The following is a 15,051-nucleotide window of genomic DNA, read 5'->3' on the forward strand; positions in this document are numbered from 1 at the left end:
CCCAGGGCCCGTGGACATCAGTAGGAGAAGTCGAGCTAGCCACCCTGCGGTGGGTGCACTGGTGGAACACCAAACGTCTTCACGAGGCGTTGGACTACGCCACCCCACAAGAAGTAGAAACCGAGTATTATCTCACCGAGCCCATCAACACAGGGCCGTAAAAGAAGCGGAACCAAACCCAGGACGCTTCAGAGCTTGAGCCAGAGATCTTCTACGACACTGTGGCTCAGGCTGTCTACGACAAGTACGCGGGCACGAGGCTGTTTCGCTCCAACGAAAAGCTCGTGGCTTTGGATAGTAGGGACGGCCGCAAACACCTTGACGCCGTTGATGTTCCTTATTCCATTGATATCGCTGCCCAGGCCATCCGGGTCGAGCAGCACATGGCCAAGAAAGTAGTGGTAAGGCCGCTCGGCAAGACAGAAGCCTCCGTGATCTTCAACAAGAATCGCGTATCGAAATACCCTTCCATCGAGGGCATCGTAGAGACCCCTATTCTCTCCGAGAGTGGAAATATTATCTGCGAGCCTGGTTACAACGCTGAGACACGTCGGTATGTAGACCTTTCAGAAGACCTTGAAGGATTCCACGTACCCGACGCTCCTACTTCCGACGATGCCCAGGAAGCGCTTGAGACGTTGTTGGAACCGTTCTGTGACTTCCCTTTTGCCTCGGAGGCTGATCGCACCCGTGGTGTAAGTGTCGTGCTAACTCTGCTTACCCGGGCTGTTTGTGACACGGTACCCCTGAGTCTTGTTTCGGCAAATAAGCAGGGTACGGGCAAAAACAAGCTGGTCGATGTCGCCAGCATCATCGTAACGGGTCGCGCCGCCCCGCCACAAAGGATTCCCTTCAGTGACGAAGAGATGGACAAGGTGATCTTCTCAGCGCTTTTGGCGGGCCGTACCCTGTTGATCTTTGACGAGGCTAGTAGTGGTTTGGAGAGTGAGGCATTGGCCTCCATGATCTCTGCCGTGGACTACGCTGGCCGTACTCTGGGTAAATCGGAGCATAGGTCTGTGCCGAATGGTGCCTGTGTCATCGCTATCGGCAAGAACGTCGCATCGCGCAAAGACATGTCGCGTCGTACGAATCCCATTAAACTGCATACGGATTTGGTCAACCCTGAGGCAAGGGATGATTTTAAGTACCCAAGGCTTCTGGATTGGGTACGCCAGAACCGTAAAAAGCTCCTCGAAGCAGCGCATACATTGATCCGCGCGTGGATTGTTGCTGGCAAGCCCGCACCTCCTACCGGCTATGACACCGGTGGCTTCGAAGAGTGGTATTTCACTGTCGGCGGTATCTTGGCCTTTGCAGGCCGCAGCGATCTGATGGAGGGCGTACGCGAGTGGCGTAAGGCCTCCGACGAGAGCGAGTTAGAGGATCTTGCTCATGTAGCGTGGCTACACAGCGTCTTCGGCGACAAGCCGTTCCTCGCCTTCGAAGCGCAGAGGGCCATTGAAAAGCAAAGCCTCTCCGGTGGATTTGTACCCCTGCCCTCGGATCTCTGGGCGGTGGAGAACGCGAAGGCCCAGCGCCTTGGTCGTCTGTACACCCGTTTTCAGGACCGGCCCTTCGACGGCTATGTGCTACGAAGCGCCGGAACGGTCAACCACACGAAGCGATTCCAGGTTGTATGTGTCGATCCTGACGATGATGATGGGGCTGACGGCAGTGGTGGTGACGGCGGAAACGGTGGTGGACCTCCCCAGACCCCGCAAACGCCACCACCTGCAGAAACAGTCGATGAGCCTGCAGCACCGGCTGACAGCACCATCGTCGTGTTTGACACTGAGACTGACAGCGCAGATGACCAGCACGTCACCGATGATCCTGGCTTCGTGCGTCTTGCCGCCTACTCTGTCAACGGTGCCGAGCCTGTCACCACCACCGACATTGCTGGTGAACTTATCCCGCTGCTAGAGAGTGCAGACACTATCGTCGGCCACAACATCGTGCAGTATGATCTGCCCGTTCTGCAGCGCCTCTACGGCCTCGACGTCGGTGCGCTGATCAAGGCCGGCAAGGTGCGCGACACCCTTGTCATGTCCCGCCTGGCTGCTGGCGGTGATCGTAACCTCAAGTACAACCTCGATGCTGTTGCCCGCAGGTGTGGCGTCGACGGCAAACTGCTGGCAGGTAGCGAGTCTGCTCTCAAGGTGCTGGCGAAGCAGCACGGCGGGTTCGACAAGATTCCGGTGGACAACCCCGAGTACGTCGAATACGCGCTGCAGGACGTGCGTGCCAACGTAGCGGTCTACGAGAAGCTTGTGCCTGCCACGATCGAGGCTGTTGGCGAGGACTACCTGCGCGGTGAGCACGAGAAAATACACGCGCTAAGCGTTGTCGAGTCGCACGGTGTGCGCGTCGATACAGCCAAGGTCGACGAGTTTCTCGCAGAGGAAGCAGCCGTTGTGTCTGAGATCCGCGCCTGGCTCGTGAGCACTGTTGGTATCCCTGATAAGGGGAAAAAGCCCTGGATGACCGATAAGGGCAAACAAGCTATCGCCGACTACCTCGACAGGTTCGGCGTTGCTGTTCCGCTCACTGCTAAGGGCGCGATCAGCATCAGTGCGCCAGCGTTCAAACAGGTCGCGGCGGACCACGCTGACGTGTCTGAGGTTGTCGAGCTGGCCGAGAAGCTGATAACAGTGCTGCAGTCCTCCACCCCAGCGGCAACGATTAAGAAATATCTGCGCGGTGAGCGGGTGTATCCACACATCACGTCGAGTCAGGCCACGGGCCGGTTGAGCACAACGAACCCCGGCATGACGGTGTTCGGTTCGCGTGATGAGCGGCTCATCCGCCAGCGCGAGATGATCGTGGCCGATAGCGCCGACGAGGAGCTGATCTCGGTGGATCTGTCGCAGATCGACGCGCGCTGCATGGCAGCGGGTAGCGGAGATGCTGCCTACGCTGCACTCTTCGCCCCTGGCCGTGACGCGCACACGGAGATGGCTATTCGCGTCTTCGGCGATGCGTCTCGCAGGTCCGACGCGAAGGCGCTCGGCCACGCCGCGAACTACGGCATGGGGCCAAAGAGTTTTGCATCCCACGCTGGCATCTCCGAGGTCGAGGCGAAGGAGCAGCTGGACCGTTTGCACTTCGAGTTCCCGCAACTCGAAGCGTTCAAAGATCACTTGCGCAAGCACGCCGAGGCTCTCGGCTGGATCGCCACGGGCTTCGGTCGCCGGGTGACTGTCGGACGCGACACGGCGTACACCCAAGCACCTGCCGCATACGGCCAAGGCACGGCCCGAGACGTCTTCCTCGAAGGCGTGCTGAACTTGCCTCAAGAGGTGCTGGAGATGGTGCGCATCTTCGTCCACGACGAGATTGTGCTCTCAGTGCCACGCGACCGCGCAGAGGACATCAAACGCACCGTGATGGATGCGTTCAAGGCTGTGGTACTGCCCTGCAAGGGCGGTGTTGAAGTGCCCGTCTTGTCTGACTCAGCTGGCCCTGCTGCGTCCTGGGCTGGATGCAAGGACTGATGCGAGGTGAGCGTTCTACAACCCACACGTGGTCCGCCGCGTGTGGGTGATCCAGCCGAACACAAAGACCCAACCAAGGAGAAGATCACATGTCGTTTCAAGACGACTACGAGGCCGCGAAGCTCGAAGAGCAGCGGGCCAAAGATGCCGTGAATGAAGCCCGCCGTGCACACAAGGCGGCGAAGGAACGGCTAGCAAAGATGCACGGGTATGCCAAAGAGTTCGAGACGATACTCAACGGCAACAAGCCTGCATCCACCGACGACGACAAGGCGGCGAAACCAAAAGACGGTGCTCCGTCGCCGAGCAGCAACGAGGGCGACGACGGTCCTGACCGTCCGCCCGAGGACGTACAGAACTAGCCGTCAGGCTGTACACGCAGTCACCGCTTACGTGTACAGCCGAAGGGTGCCACGGTGTACTGCCGTGGCTCGTATCGAGAGCACAAACCCCGCTCGCAAGGGTGGGGTTTTCGTGTGTGAGCAGCCATCGTCGTGCCCTTGGCCGTGCCTGGGCAACGACGGGTCTACAGATCGTCGCAGCGTGATATATCGCGCGATATGAAAATGGGTCACTCGAAGACCGGTTGCGGACAAAAAGCGGTGGGTCGAAGACCGCCATTTGGGTCCCTGACCTGCAGCGAAGGCGTGTTTTGTGTGTCAGGGTCGAAAATCGACGCTGAAAACCAAAACCAGTATAAGGGGGTGCGACGCCGGGACTTTTTCCAAAAGCCCTGTTTTCACTGCGCGAGCAGGGAAAATGTCGCGCACCATGTGCGACGGACAAAATTGGCCGCGAATAGCGTGCCACTCGAAGACCGCCACAAAATTATTGTGTCGGTTATATAGCCTCGAAAGCGCAGCGAACGAGGCTATCGGCAGGGGCTAAAGCGGGGCGCCAGCGCCGCGTAGCCCACTGCACTGCTGCGGGGCCAAGGAGATCGCCACAGCGATCTTCGCAGGTCACGCAGTGTTTCTCGAAAGGGCGAAGCGGAAAAAGCCGACCGAATAGGGAGGGTTTTTCCGCGAGCGATTGCCCGCTGCAGGCGCCCCCTCAAGACCTCAGTTCTCCGAGCTTGCGAGGTGGCTAGACTGAGGTCTTTAGGGGGCCTAAAGAACTTGAGTTTGTTGGGGTAGAATGTTTTGGAGGGGCGAAGCAGAGGCTCCAGAACATTCGCGGAGTCCCCAGGAAACTCAAGTTCGTCATGTGCGCGGGTACATGGAGGGGTCGAAGACAGAGGCTCCGTGTACGCGCACACCTCAACACAAGGAACGCAGATATGTCGAAGACATCTACAGCGCAGAAGGGACGCGCAGCGTTCAATCTGCGCCATCTCCGCCGTGACAACTGCGGCGGAGACACACGTGGAGATCGCAAGCGACTCCTCAAGGAGGCGATGCGAGAATTAGATCCGCAGGATCTCGCGCATCAGGCCGCGATGAACTCAAACATCGTGGTGGCCGATGCACATTTGAACGTTCCGTTCGTCAACGACGGCAACGGCACGTTCCGACGCGCTGCGTCCGTCGAGGAAGTCTTGGCGTACCAAGACGCCAGGATGGACGGCGTGCGCGTGCAGAAGAACAGTTTTGAAACGTCACTCTTCGTCGTGCATCTACCGAAGTCGATGTGTAAAGAAATCCCGGACTATTACACAAGTGAGGTAGACGGTCGCGAAGTGAAACGGCCTCGGCTGGTAGCACGCGACGACGAAGCAGCGAAGCAGTATCTCGAAGAGTCGATGCGTTGGCTCGCCGAGAACTTCATCCCCGGCGGCATCGATGCCGTAGCCGGTGGGGATATGAACTTCGACGAATCAACGCCACACATCCAGTTCCAGGCTGATACGTTCTCGCCGAAGCCGGATGATCCCGACAAGCTCCGCTGCCGGCCCGGCATCGCGTACAACACTGATGAGTCGGTGCGGTACATATCTGGCCCGAAGAAGGGCAAACAAATCTCCGGGAACCAGAAGTTCATCGACGCGCAGCGTGGACTTCGAGAGCACATGTACGCGTTGGGTTACCCGGTAGAGCTAGATGTGTCTGAACGTCACAATGAGTCGCTGAATCTTGACCGTTACGTCGAACAGCAGGACCGGGAGCGCGACCTTGCGAACCGTGAGGACGAGGTGGAACGGAAGCACAGCTCCGTACAGCGAGATGTCGATGCTGCAGCGAAAGACCGCAAGCAAGCTGCAGAAGAACTCGAACGGGCGCAGCAGGCCCGTGAAGAAGCCCAGCGTGTGCAGGAAAATGCTGAACAGCAGGCTCGCGAGGTTGCCGAGCGCGTACTCAAAGAAGCACGCGAGAAGGCCGAGCAGGACGCCGAAAAGATTCGTGGTGATGCACAGAAGGATGCTGAACAGGAGTTGGGTCTTGCCGAGGCACAGGCGGAAGAGTTGCTGGACCGTGCCAAGGAGGTTGAGAGCGCCGCCGAAGCCAAGCTCAAGCGTGTAGAGCAGGAAGCTGAACAGCTCCGCAGCGAAGCACGCGAAAAGGCCGAGCAAGAAGCCGAGCAGATCCGCAGTGACGCACGCAAAGAAGCTGAGCAGACGCTGGGTCTCGCTGAAGCTCAGGCAGATGAGCTGCTTGACCTTGCCGAAGAATTCGGCAGTGAAGAACATGATGAGGCCACACGTGACGCTGCAGTAACGCGCGAGGAAGCAGAGCAGGAAGCGAAGATCATCATCGAGGAAGCAACGCAGTCGTTGCAGGAGATTTCGCATGTTGATCAGGACTTTTTGCGGGTCGAGATTGACAGCAACCCAGAGATGAAGCAACGGTACCGCGAGATCGTCATCGACCGTACTCAGGAGGAAAGCGCTGCAGTACTGCGTCGCGCGCTGGAACGCATCGCTAAGCGCCGCCAGCAGGAGCAACAGCGCGACCACGACGGTGACAAGGAGTCCCCCGACGGTGGCAAGGAGTCTCCCGACGGTGACAAGGAGTCCCCCGACGGCGGCAAGCCGTAGATGGGGGTCTCCCCTGCCCTGTATGGCCCTGTAGCGGCCTAACAGGATGTCGCCAGGGTCAGTGTCCAGCGACAGCGCTAAAACCGCTCTAATTCAGCGAAAATCGAAGAATTAGAGCGGTGTTTTTTGAAGCGTCCTGGGTTCAGATTCAGGTAACTCAAGGATGAGTGTGAATCCGGGGTTTGTGTCTTTGAGAAGGCCCTTTAGAAGCCTTCAAGTACTTCGTAGAGGGCGGTGGCTAGGGTTAGTCGCCGTCGCTAGCTGTGCTTGGCTGTTAATGTCATGTCGACCAACTGCAGGAAGCGTATAACGTAGTCTTTGACAAAGCCTGCGGTGCCTTCATTGAGATGGCCGGAGTCTTCGAAGAGGGTGGGGGATTGGCCAAGGAATACCTCGGGCTGACCAGGAAGCGGCATATCGAAGTAGGACAGGGCGAGCCGGAGGTTCTTCTGTGAACTGTAGCCGCCCATGCGGCCTACAGAGTGACTGATGATACCTGCGGGAAGGTTCTTCCAAGCCACATCCGAGTTGGGCTTGGAACCGATGTCCACTGCATTCTTGAGACAGGCAGGGATAGTACGGTTATTTTCCGGGGTAACAAAGAGGACGCCGCTCGAGTTCTTGATGGTGTCGCGGAAAGTGGTGTACTCAGCTGGAATGGGCTTGTCCGTGACCGAGGGGTCATCGTAGTCGAAGTCATAGAGCGGCAAGTCACGGATTTCAACGATGTCTGCCTGGTAGTTTTCAGGGATCATTGTGAGCACTTCGTGTGCAATCTTGCGCGCAAATGAGCCGCGGCGCAGGCTGCCGACGATAACACTAATGCGTGGGGTGGTCATAGGAAGTCCTTTCTTCTTAGTTGGGCGTAGGTACGTGCGATCAAGGGAGAAAAGGCTTGCAGCCAAAGGCAGGCGGTGGCCCGGCGGCGTGGGCGGCAGTAAGAAAGTTATCCACTTTGTCTTCTTCATGGCGGAAGTACAGTTCGATGAGTCCTAACAGTCCCCCGAGGACGGCCTCCCGTGCGGCGGACGTATCCAAAAGCCGCATGGCTGCTGGTTGGTTTCCTTCGCGGATGGCTTCAAACAGCGCGATGGTCTCAAGCCAGCTTCCTTGGTCTGGTCGTGGAAACGGTTTAGAAATCCCAGTCATCATCACTCGTTTCTTCAGCGGTGCCAATGACATAGGAGGAACCGGAGCCGGAGAAGAAGTCATGGTTTTCATCTGCTCCAGGTGCTAGGGCAGCGAGGATTTCCGGGTTCACTTCCGTTTCTTCAGGTGGGAAGTAGTCCGGGTAGCCCAAATTCATGAGCGCCTTATTGGCGTTATAGCGAACGAATACAGCTACATCATCCATGAGCCCCAACGGCTCATATAGCTCGCCGGAATAATCCAGCTCTAGGGCATAAAGCTCTTCGAGCAAGGAAATAGTGAAATCATGCATCTCCTGTTGCCGTTGTGGAGCAGACGTTTCCAGTCCGCGCTGGTACTTGTAGCCTGAGTAGTAACCGTGCACTGCCTTGTCACGCAGAATGAGGCGAATCATGTCTGCCGTATTTGTCAGGGTGGCGTGGACGGAAAAATGCAGGGGAAGATAGAAACCCGCGTAGAGAAGCAGCGAGGAAAGCAGCGTCGATGACACTTTGCGCTTGAGTGGATCGGGTCCAAAATAATGAGTGAGCACTTTTTTGGCGCGTGCCTGGAGAAGGTCATTATTCACCGCCCAGCGGTATGCCTCATCAATTTCTTTCGTACTGCTCAAAGTAGAAAACACTGAAGAGTAAGAACGGGCATGGACTGATTGCATGAAGGCGATGTTGGTATACACGGCCTCCTCGTGCTCGGTGCGGGCATCTTGGATCTGACAGATTTCGCCCACAGTGGCCTGGACGGTGTCCAGGGTGGTGAGTCCCGTGAACACCCGCATGGTGAGGTTGCGTTCCTCCGGTGTCATCCTCTGCCACGCCGGGAGATCGTTTGAAAGTGGAACCTTTTCTGGCAACCAAAAGTTGGCGGTGAGGCGGTTCCACACTTCAAGATCCTTCTCATCGCTCACCCGATTCCAATTGATGGCGCGGATGCGGGCTGAAGGGTCATGCCGGTAACTTGGCGGCGTAACTGAGATGCTGGTTAGCTCAGCAGTGTTTGATGTTGAAGACATAGCTTCTTTCTTTCTTGATGGATGGTTGTGAATGAAGGAAGGACCGTGTTCCTACAGAGCACAGGAAACGCAGCCTTCGACCTCGGTTCCCTGGAGTGCAGGTTGGCGTAAACGGATGTAGTACAAGGTCTTGATTCCGGCTTTCCAGGCATAGATTTGTGCCTTGTTGATGTCCCGCGTAGTGGTGTCAGCGGTGAAGAACAAAGTCAGGGAAAGCCCTTGGTCCACGTGTTGGGTGGCCATAGCGTAGGTGTCGATGATTTTTTTGTACCCCACGGTGTAGGAGTCATCGAAATACTCCAAGTTGTCGTTGGTCATTTCCGGTGCGGGGTAGTACACGCGCCCCAAGCGGCCTTCCTTGCGTATTTCAATCTTGGAGGCAATCGGGTGTATGGACGCGGTGGAGTCATTGATGTAGGAAATTGATCCAGTGGGTGGAACTGCCTGCAAGTAGGCGTTGTAGATGCCGTCTTGCATCACTTGGTTCTTGAGCCATAGCCAATCCTCGCGTTGAGGAATCTGCACGCCAGCCTCATGGAATAGCTGTTTTACGTGGTCAGTGGCCGGCGCCCAGTCTTGGTCGATGTACTTGTCGAAGTAGACGCCAGTGGCATAGGTGGATTCTTCAAAGCCAGTGAATCGTTGACCTTTCTCAACCGCTAGCGCATGGGATGCACGGAGCGCATGATAGGTCACGGTCAGGAAATAGATATTTGTAAAGTCCAGTGCTTCGGCGCAGCCATAAGGAATACGCTTGGAAGCCAGGAAACCGTGGAGATTCATTTGGCCCAACCCGATGGCATGCATGGATGCATTACCGTGAGCGATGGAAGGAACAGCTTCGATATTTGTTAGGTCTGAGACCTTCGTGAGAGCGCGCACCGCGGTTTCAACAGTTTCCCCAAAGTCCGGTGATTCAAAAGCTTTAGCGATGTTGAGCGACCCTAGATTGCAGGAAATGTCCTGGCCAACGGTGGTGTAGTTACCTGAGGCGCCGTAGGTGGATGGCGTGTTGACCTGGAGGATCTCACTACACAGATTGGACATATTGATATGTCCTTTGAGGGGATTAGCGCGGTTGACCGTATCCTCAAAGAGTATGTAGGGGTATCCAGATTCAAACTGAAGCTCAGCCAGCGTGGTGAAAAACTCGCGGGCCTTGATAGTCGTATGAGAAATTCGCGGATTGGAAACCAGCTCGTCGTAATACTCGGTGATAGACATGTCAGACATGGCTACGCCGTACTCGCGAGCGATGTCATACGGGCTAAAAAGATGCATATCCTTGTTCTCTTTGGCCAGCTGGAAGGTTATATCTGGAATAACAACTCCCAGCGAAAGAGTCTTAATGCGGACTTTCTCATCGGCATTTTCCCGCTTGGTATCCAGGAAACGAAGAATATCTGGATGGTGCGCATGTAGGTAGACGGCTCCAGCGCCCTGTCGAGCGCCCAATTGGTTGGCATAGCTGAAGCTATCTTCCAGAATTTTCATGACTGGGACTACGCCGGAAGCTTGGTTCTCAATCTTTTTGATTGGGGCTCCGGATTCGCGCAGATTGCTCAGTAACAAGGCCACACCACCGCCGCGTTTTGAAAGCTGCAGTGCAGAGTTCACGCTGCGGCCAATGCTTTCCAAATTGTCTTCGATGCGAAGGAGGAAGCAGGAGACCATTTCGCCACGCTGGGCTTTTCCTGCGTTGAGAAAAGTAGGGGTGGCGGGCTGGAAGCGTCCGGTCATGATGTCATCCACCAGCTTCTCCGCAAGCTCCTCATCGCCCTGTGCAAGGTACAAAGCTGTGGTGGCGACGCGTTCTTCGTAGCCTTCCAGAAATCGCGAGCCATCAAAGGTTTTCAGTGCGTATGAAGTAAAGAACTTAAATGCGCCGAGGAAAGTGCGGAACTGATGCTTGGCTCGGTGGGCTCTGTCGTACATAGTGCACAGAAAATCGTCATCATAAAGCTCAAGGAATTCCCGCTCGTAGTATTCGTTATCAACCAACCACTCCAAGCGCTGCTTGGTGGATTCAAACTGATGCATGCGGGGAGTGACATGGTGCGCTAAAAAGTCTTGTGTTGCCTCAATGTCCTTGTCGAACTGGATTCTTCCCGAATCGTCGAATAGGTTCAGCTGCGCGTTGAGTGCATGGTAGCTCTTGCGCTTACCGACACCGCCGGCATCGTCTGCTGAAGCGGTGCGGGGCGTAGGGCCAATGGGCTGTGTGGGGGTGGCCTTAAGTGGCGGCATTGTGGTTTCCAATCTGTGTGTTGCGGATGTGGTCTTCATTTTGTGGGAAATCAATGGGGTGTAATTGTTAGTTGCTTTGCTGCTCCCAAAACTTGTGAAGGCCCTGCTTTACAGCGGCAACGTCCTTCTGCGTGCCGAGTAGCTCGAAGTGATACAGCTCTGGAACGTGGCACTTAGCGGAAATGATGCGGCCGGCGACGCAGTAAGCGCTTCCGAAGTTGGTATTGCCTGAGGTAATCACGCCCCGGATAAAGGAACGGTTGATTGGGTCATTGAGGAAGTCGATGACCTGTTTGGGGACTGCGCGTTTGAGCGAGCCACCGCCGTAGGTTGGAACGATGAGTACGTACGGGTGTGAAACCTGGATCATTCCGGTTTTCTTGGGCCGCAGTGGAATGCGCACTGCGGGTCTATCTAAGCGTTCGACGAATCTTTTTGTGTTTTCAGAAACGCTAGAAAAGTACACCAAATCTGGTGAGTCTGACATGACAATCCTGCTCATCCTGGCCTTAGCCATAAGTGGGATAGGTGATGATCGAAAAGATTAACTACGTACTACCGTAGTTGCAAACTACGCCGCACCGTAGTTTTTAAAAGGGCAGGTAGGGACAGGATTAATGAGAAAGGGAAAGACTACAGGCTGTGGTGTGCTACAAACACTGCGTCCGTAGCTGGGCGCCCAAGTACTACCCACTGAGTACTGTCGGCTACCTGTACTTCGAGCGATTCTGAAAAGGGCGTTCCTTCGCGCGTGGTAAGAACAGCCCCAATGACGATGCCTTGCTCTTTGAGGAAGGCCAGCAGTTGTGGGTCGGAATCAGAAATGCGTTCCACGGTCACCTGCGGTTGTGCGCCGCTGTCGGTGAGACGGTGCACACTGGGGATAGTGACCTGTCCATCAACCGTAGGGATAGGGTCGCCGTGTGGATCCCTAGTGGGGTAATTGAGGAACTTATCCACGCGCTCTATGAGCATGTCAGACACCGCGTGTTCAAGATTTTCGGCTTCATCATGGACCTCGTCCCACGTATAATCCAATGCTTGAACCAAAAAAGACTCAAGCAATCGGTGGCGGCGCACCATGACCAATGCGTACTGCCTGCCAAGTTCGGTTAACTCCACAGAGCCATAGGGCGTGTGTGACACGAGCCCTTGCTTCGACATTTTGCGCACTGCATCGGAGACCGAGGAGAGCTTGAGTCCCAGCTGTTTCGCTATAAGTGTGGCGGTAACGGGCTCGGATGACCATTCCTTTAGCCCCCAGATAGCTTTCAAATAGTTCTGGGTACTGGTGGACAGCTCAGAAACAGACATGAGTAAATGTTAACCCAGCTTCCGTATGCGCCTTAGGCGCTGTGCCCCAACGCTCATAGCGAACAGAGGCCAAGTTTGAGAGGAATGCCGGTAAGGTGGGGCCAGTTAAAGCATTCTTCACTTGAAGGAGAACCACTAATGTCTGAGAAGATTTCAATGAACTTGAAGTGCGCCAGCGTAGTGCGTAATGGAATGGCTAGTACACAGTGCAGTAAAACAGCGCATGTAATGGCTCATGTAATGCACTGTGTAGAGACAGAGCGTCTGGAGCAGGAGTATCAGCGCTCCCGTACTGGACGGCGACGGCGTTATGCGTGGTCTGTGCTGAAAAAATAACCCCGCAGGTTTCCCTGCGGGGTGTTGCTGCAACTAGAACGGCACTTCTTCAGAGTCATTAGCAGCAGCGTTATCTGCGCTGTTCTCGCGGCGTGCTGCTCGTGCCTCAGACTCCTTCTTGGAGTCGATCAGCTGCACAGTGTCGATGCGCGCTACCAGCGGATAGTGCTTGTTGCCGTCCTTATCGGTGTAGTTGTCAGTCTTCAGCGAGTAGCTCACCGCAACGCGATCACCAGCGCCGATGCAGCCGAAGACGCCGAGGTTCTTGGCGTCAGCCACGTAGCCAGTGAGTTCGACAATCTCGGACTCGACCTTGCCGGTGGACTTGTTCTTGAAGGTGTTGCGCGCATAGACGCTGAGCTTCACCGTCGCACCGCCGTTTGCGTGCTCGAACAGCTTCGGTGCGCGAGCTGCGTTGCCGACGATGGTGCCGTTGTTGAAGGGGTTGGACATGATGGTTCTCCTTATCTGAGTGGGTGTGATTTGCCGTGCAATTTGGGTACTTAAGCAGCTGCTTTGCTGCTGCGGGGCGGTTGCGCTGTCGCTACAGCACTGCCCAGGGCAGCGGTGTGCCTGCCGCCTCTAGGTCGCGCAGTTCTTGTGCTGCGCCCGGATCGGCGTCCTCGCCGTCGATGCCGTCGGCGAGCTGGTAGAGCAGTTCCAGGTCGGTGTGGATGAAGTCGCCCATCAGGTGCCTCCTTGTTCGGATTGGTGGTCAATCCGTCTGTTGGAGACAGCTCTGCTGTCTAGGGGTCGCTCCCTTGCCTCGTTGAGGTGTCTGTCGTCGCAAGCCACGGCCGACGAGAAACAGAAACCCCGTTGCATCGCTGCAACGGGGTGTGTGGGATTACTCGGCGAACAAGATCGTTCGGGTCTTCTCAGCGCCCTCGCGAACGAGTTCAACCATCCGCTCGCCTTGGCCGATGTCGGTCAGCTTCGCCACCAGCGACGGGAAGTTCTCGTCTGGCCCGATCTCGGTGGCTCGCTGCGCAGCCACGCCAGCCAGCCCCGGCTGGCCTGTGGCGTGAGCGAGCACGGCAACAGTGGCCGTGAGCTGCGAGCGCATCCCTGGCCAGCTGGTCGGGACGGCACGCATAACCTTCTCTATAAACGCAAGGCCCGCCTGCGGCTCATCGAGCAGCGCTGCAAGCAGCGTGTCCCGCAAGCGCGGCGTGGTGAAGCATTTCAGCGCAGACCGAACAGCGCGAGCGCTCGGCTGGGTCATCCCTGCCGCCGCCTGCTCATACTCACGCTGCAGCACGTCTGCGAACATGGGCGGGATATACGCCAGCGCGTCTTCGATGATGTCGGCGTGCTCGGCAGCGTCGATGCCGTGATCGGTGCTGTTCAACCGTGCCTCGATGTCGTCTTTGCTCGGCTCCGGCAGCTCGCCGGTGTGCTCTAGCATCTGCCGCAGCGCCGCCGATGCGGCGACCTCGCCGACAACGCCGTGGCGCGGCTCGTCGATGAGCGGATGCTGATACACGGACCACCACGCAGCCCCGGTGACGATCTCAGGCACCTGCACCACCCCGAGCAGCGGCGGTAGGTGCACTGCCCCGCTGGTGAGATACGTTGCCGTCTCCTCGAAGACCGGCTGCGCAATGCCATCGCTGATCATGTACGCGATAACAGCGTCGAGTTCGAGGTGGTGGACCCACGCTGCGAACCGCTCGCGGCTCTCGGTGAGCTTTGCAACAGCTTCGTCCAGGTCGAACCGCGCGACCGGGCCGAGGCGGACGGTGTCGACCCCCTCGTCGTCGACGAAGAACGCGAGGATCAGCGAGTTGTTCGGGTAGAAGCCGAGGATGCCGGGGAGGTTCGCGAGGATCTCACCGTGGGATGCAAGCGTGTGGGAATGAGTGGACATGGCAGTGCTCCTTTGCACGAATACGGGGTGTACATGGTCAATCCCGAATTCGGCCCGGCTCTGCCGGTCGCAGGCGTATCCCAGCAGTGCAGCACTCATGTGTGCCGAGCGTCGCTAGCGCAGCCTGATGCCTTCTCGCCGGGTGCGAGCGCTAGCGACGCAGCCTGTGCCTAAGCGTCGGCTTCGATGCGCTTGAGAGCGCGATAGATCGTCGGCCGCGAGACGTTGAGTGTCCTGGCTACTGCGCTGACGGACTTGCCGCCCTCAATAAGCTTTCTCCCGAACGCCACGGTTGAGCAGTCTCACCCCCCGAGATAGGCAGACCCCCCGAACTGCCGGCTCCCGTGGCGTTCCTTCGTTGCCGCCGACCTCGCAATCACTAAGCAATGCCCCGAAAACCTGCGCCGCTTCGTTGGAGCGTCGCAGTTCCGTTTGGTGCAGGATTTTGACCCTAGTGCACCAGCTAGTGCACCAAATGGTGATCCGCTCACAAAATGAAGAAGGCCCCTACCAGCATTTGCACTGGTAGGGGCCTTATCCTAGTAGCGGGGGCTGGATTCGAACCAACGACCTCTGGGTTATGAGCCCAGCGAGCTACCGAGCTGCTCCACCCCGCGTCGGGTGATATTTTCTTTTCACCTGCTGCCGTATCGGC

General features: G+C 56.9%; 14 protein-coding genes and 1 tRNA gene. 4 read left to right on the forward strand and 11 right to left on the reverse strand.

The features are described 5' to 3' along the window. The 4 genes from FPP74_RS09930 to FPP74_RS09945 all read left to right on the forward strand — a co-directional run. The coding region (locus FPP74_RS09930; RefSeq protein ID WP_144717423.1) for an integrase core domain-containing protein at positions 1-161 on the forward strand (161 nt) is incomplete at its 5' end. Between the two features lie 60 nt (positions 162-221). Next, positions 222-3,497, forward strand: coding sequence for a DNA polymerase (locus FPP74_RS09935; protein ID WP_255456123.1), 3,276 nt, complete (start codon positions 222-224; stop codon positions 3,495-3,497). Positions 3,498-3,586: 89 nt separating this feature from the next. Then, complete coding sequence (locus FPP74_RS09940; RefSeq protein WP_095279026.1) at positions 3,587-3,859, forward strand: hypothetical protein; 273 nt, start codon at positions 3,587-3,589, stop codon at positions 3,857-3,859. Positions 3,860-4,776: 917 nt separating this feature from the next. Beyond that, positions 4,777-6,471 carry a hypothetical protein gene (locus tag FPP74_RS09945; protein WP_222428220.1) on the forward strand — a complete coding sequence of 565 codons (1,695 nt, stop codon included), beginning with the start codon at positions 4,777-4,779 and terminating at the stop codon, positions 6,469-6,471. 257 nt (positions 6,472-6,728) lie between these two features. Here the strand turns inward: FPP74_RS09945 and FPP74_RS09950 are convergent, their stop codons facing one another. The 11 genes from FPP74_RS09950 to FPP74_RS10000 form a co-directional block, all read right to left on the reverse strand. Next, positions 6,729-7,310 (reverse strand): NADPH-dependent FMN reductase, encoded by a 582-nt coding sequence (locus FPP74_RS09950; RefSeq protein ID WP_022862715.1) that lies wholly within the window; start codon positions 7,308-7,310, stop codon positions 6,729-6,731. Positions 7,311-7,350: 40 nt separating this feature from the next. Continuing rightward, the gene (locus FPP74_RS09955) at positions 7,351-7,623 is read right to left on the reverse strand and encodes a hypothetical protein (RefSeq protein ID WP_133065267.1); all 273 of its coding nucleotides are present in this window, start codon (positions 7,621-7,623) and stop codon (positions 7,351-7,353) included. Then, positions 7,604-8,629 (reverse strand): class 1b ribonucleoside-diphosphate reductase subunit beta, encoded by a 1,026-nt coding sequence (gene nrdF / locus FPP74_RS09960; RefSeq protein WP_034666259.1) that lies wholly within the window; start codon positions 8,627-8,629, stop codon positions 7,604-7,606. Before nrdF ends, FPP74_RS09955 begins: the two co-directional genes overlap by 20 nt. 51 nt (positions 8,630-8,680) lie before the next feature. Then, positions 8,681-10,876 (reverse strand): class 1b ribonucleoside-diphosphate reductase subunit alpha, encoded by a 2,196-nt coding sequence (gene nrdE / locus FPP74_RS09965; RefSeq protein ID WP_034666261.1) that lies wholly within the window; start codon positions 10,874-10,876, stop codon positions 8,681-8,683. A 67-nt stretch (positions 10,877-10,943) separates the two neighbouring features. Next, positions 10,944-11,393: a class Ib ribonucleoside-diphosphate reductase assembly flavoprotein NrdI gene (gene nrdI / locus FPP74_RS09970; protein WP_052093126.1), complete on the reverse strand. Its 450-nt coding sequence runs from the start codon at positions 11,391-11,393 to the stop codon at positions 10,944-10,946. A gap of 116 nt (positions 11,394-11,509) precedes the next feature. After that, complete coding sequence (locus FPP74_RS12490) at positions 11,510-12,190, reverse strand: metal-dependent transcriptional regulator (protein ID WP_144718279.1); 681 nt, start codon at positions 12,188-12,190, stop codon at positions 11,510-11,512. Positions 12,191-12,559: 369 nt separating this feature from the next. After that, the gene (locus tag FPP74_RS09985) at positions 12,560-12,979 is read right to left on the reverse strand and encodes a single-stranded DNA-binding protein (RefSeq protein WP_144718281.1); all 420 of its coding nucleotides are present in this window, start codon (positions 12,977-12,979) and stop codon (positions 12,560-12,562) included. A 91-nt stretch (positions 12,980-13,070) separates the two neighbouring features. Next, a complete protein-coding gene (locus tag FPP74_RS12290) occupies positions 13,071-13,214 on the reverse strand; it encodes a hypothetical protein (protein WP_186439431.1) in 144 nt (47 codons plus the stop codon). A gap of 159 nt (positions 13,215-13,373) precedes the next feature. After that, complete coding sequence (locus FPP74_RS09990; protein WP_144718283.1) at positions 13,374-14,396, reverse strand: DUF4192 domain-containing protein; 1,023 nt, start codon at positions 14,394-14,396, stop codon at positions 13,374-13,376. Positions 14,397-14,566: 170 nt separating this feature from the next. After that, a complete protein-coding gene (locus FPP74_RS12540) occupies positions 14,567-14,686 on the reverse strand; it encodes a helix-turn-helix domain-containing protein (protein WP_083583987.1) in 120 nt (39 codons plus the stop codon). A 253-nt stretch (positions 14,687-14,939) separates the two neighbouring features. Continuing rightward, positions 14,940-15,013, reverse strand: a tRNA-Met gene (locus FPP74_RS10000). Positions 15,014-15,051: the final 38 nt, after the last annotated feature.

The sequence above is a fragment of the Corynebacterium sp. NML180780 genome, from assembly GCF_007786415.1.
Taxonomy (GTDB): domain Bacteria; phylum Actinomycetota; class Actinomycetes; order Mycobacteriales; family Mycobacteriaceae; genus Corynebacterium; species Corynebacterium gottingense.

Coding starts and splice junctions, on each gene's coding strand:
- FPP74_RS09940 (WP_095279026.1), top strand. CDS start 3,587: ATGTCGTTTCAAGACGACTACGAGGCCGCGAAGCTCGAAGAGCAGCGG.
- FPP74_RS09945 (WP_222428220.1), top strand. CDS start 4,777: ATGTCGAAGACATCTACAGCGCAGAAGGGACGCGCAGCGTTCAATCTG.
- FPP74_RS09950 (WP_022862715.1), bottom strand. CDS start 7,310: ATGACCACCCCACGCATTAGTGTTATCGTCGGCAGCCTGCGCCGCGGC.
- FPP74_RS09955 (WP_133065267.1), bottom strand. CDS start 7,623: ATGATGACTGGGATTTCTAAACCGTTTCCACGACCAGACCAAGGAAGC.
- nrdF (WP_034666259.1), bottom strand. CDS start 8,629: ATGTCTTCAACATCAAACACTGCTGAGCTAACCAGCATCTCAGTTACG.
- nrdE (WP_034666261.1), bottom strand. CDS start 10,876: ATGCCGCCACTTAAGGCCACCCCCACACAGCCCATTGGCCCTACGCCC.
- nrdI (WP_052093126.1), bottom strand. CDS start 11,393: ATGGCTAAGGCCAGGATGAGCAGGATTGTCATGTCAGACTCACCAGAT.
- FPP74_RS12490 (WP_144718279.1), bottom strand. CDS start 12,190: ATGTCTGTTTCTGAGCTGTCCACCAGTACCCAGAACTATTTGAAAGCT.
- FPP74_RS09985 (WP_144718281.1), bottom strand. CDS start 12,979: ATGTCCAACCCCTTCAACAACGGCACCATCGTCGGCAACGCAGCTCGC.
- FPP74_RS12290 (WP_186439431.1), bottom strand. CDS start 13,214: ATGGGCGACTTCATCCACACCGACCTGGAACTGCTCTACCAGCTCGCC.
- FPP74_RS09990 (WP_144718283.1), bottom strand. CDS start 14,396: ATGTCCACTCATTCCCACACGCTTGCATCCCACGGTGAGATCCTCGCG.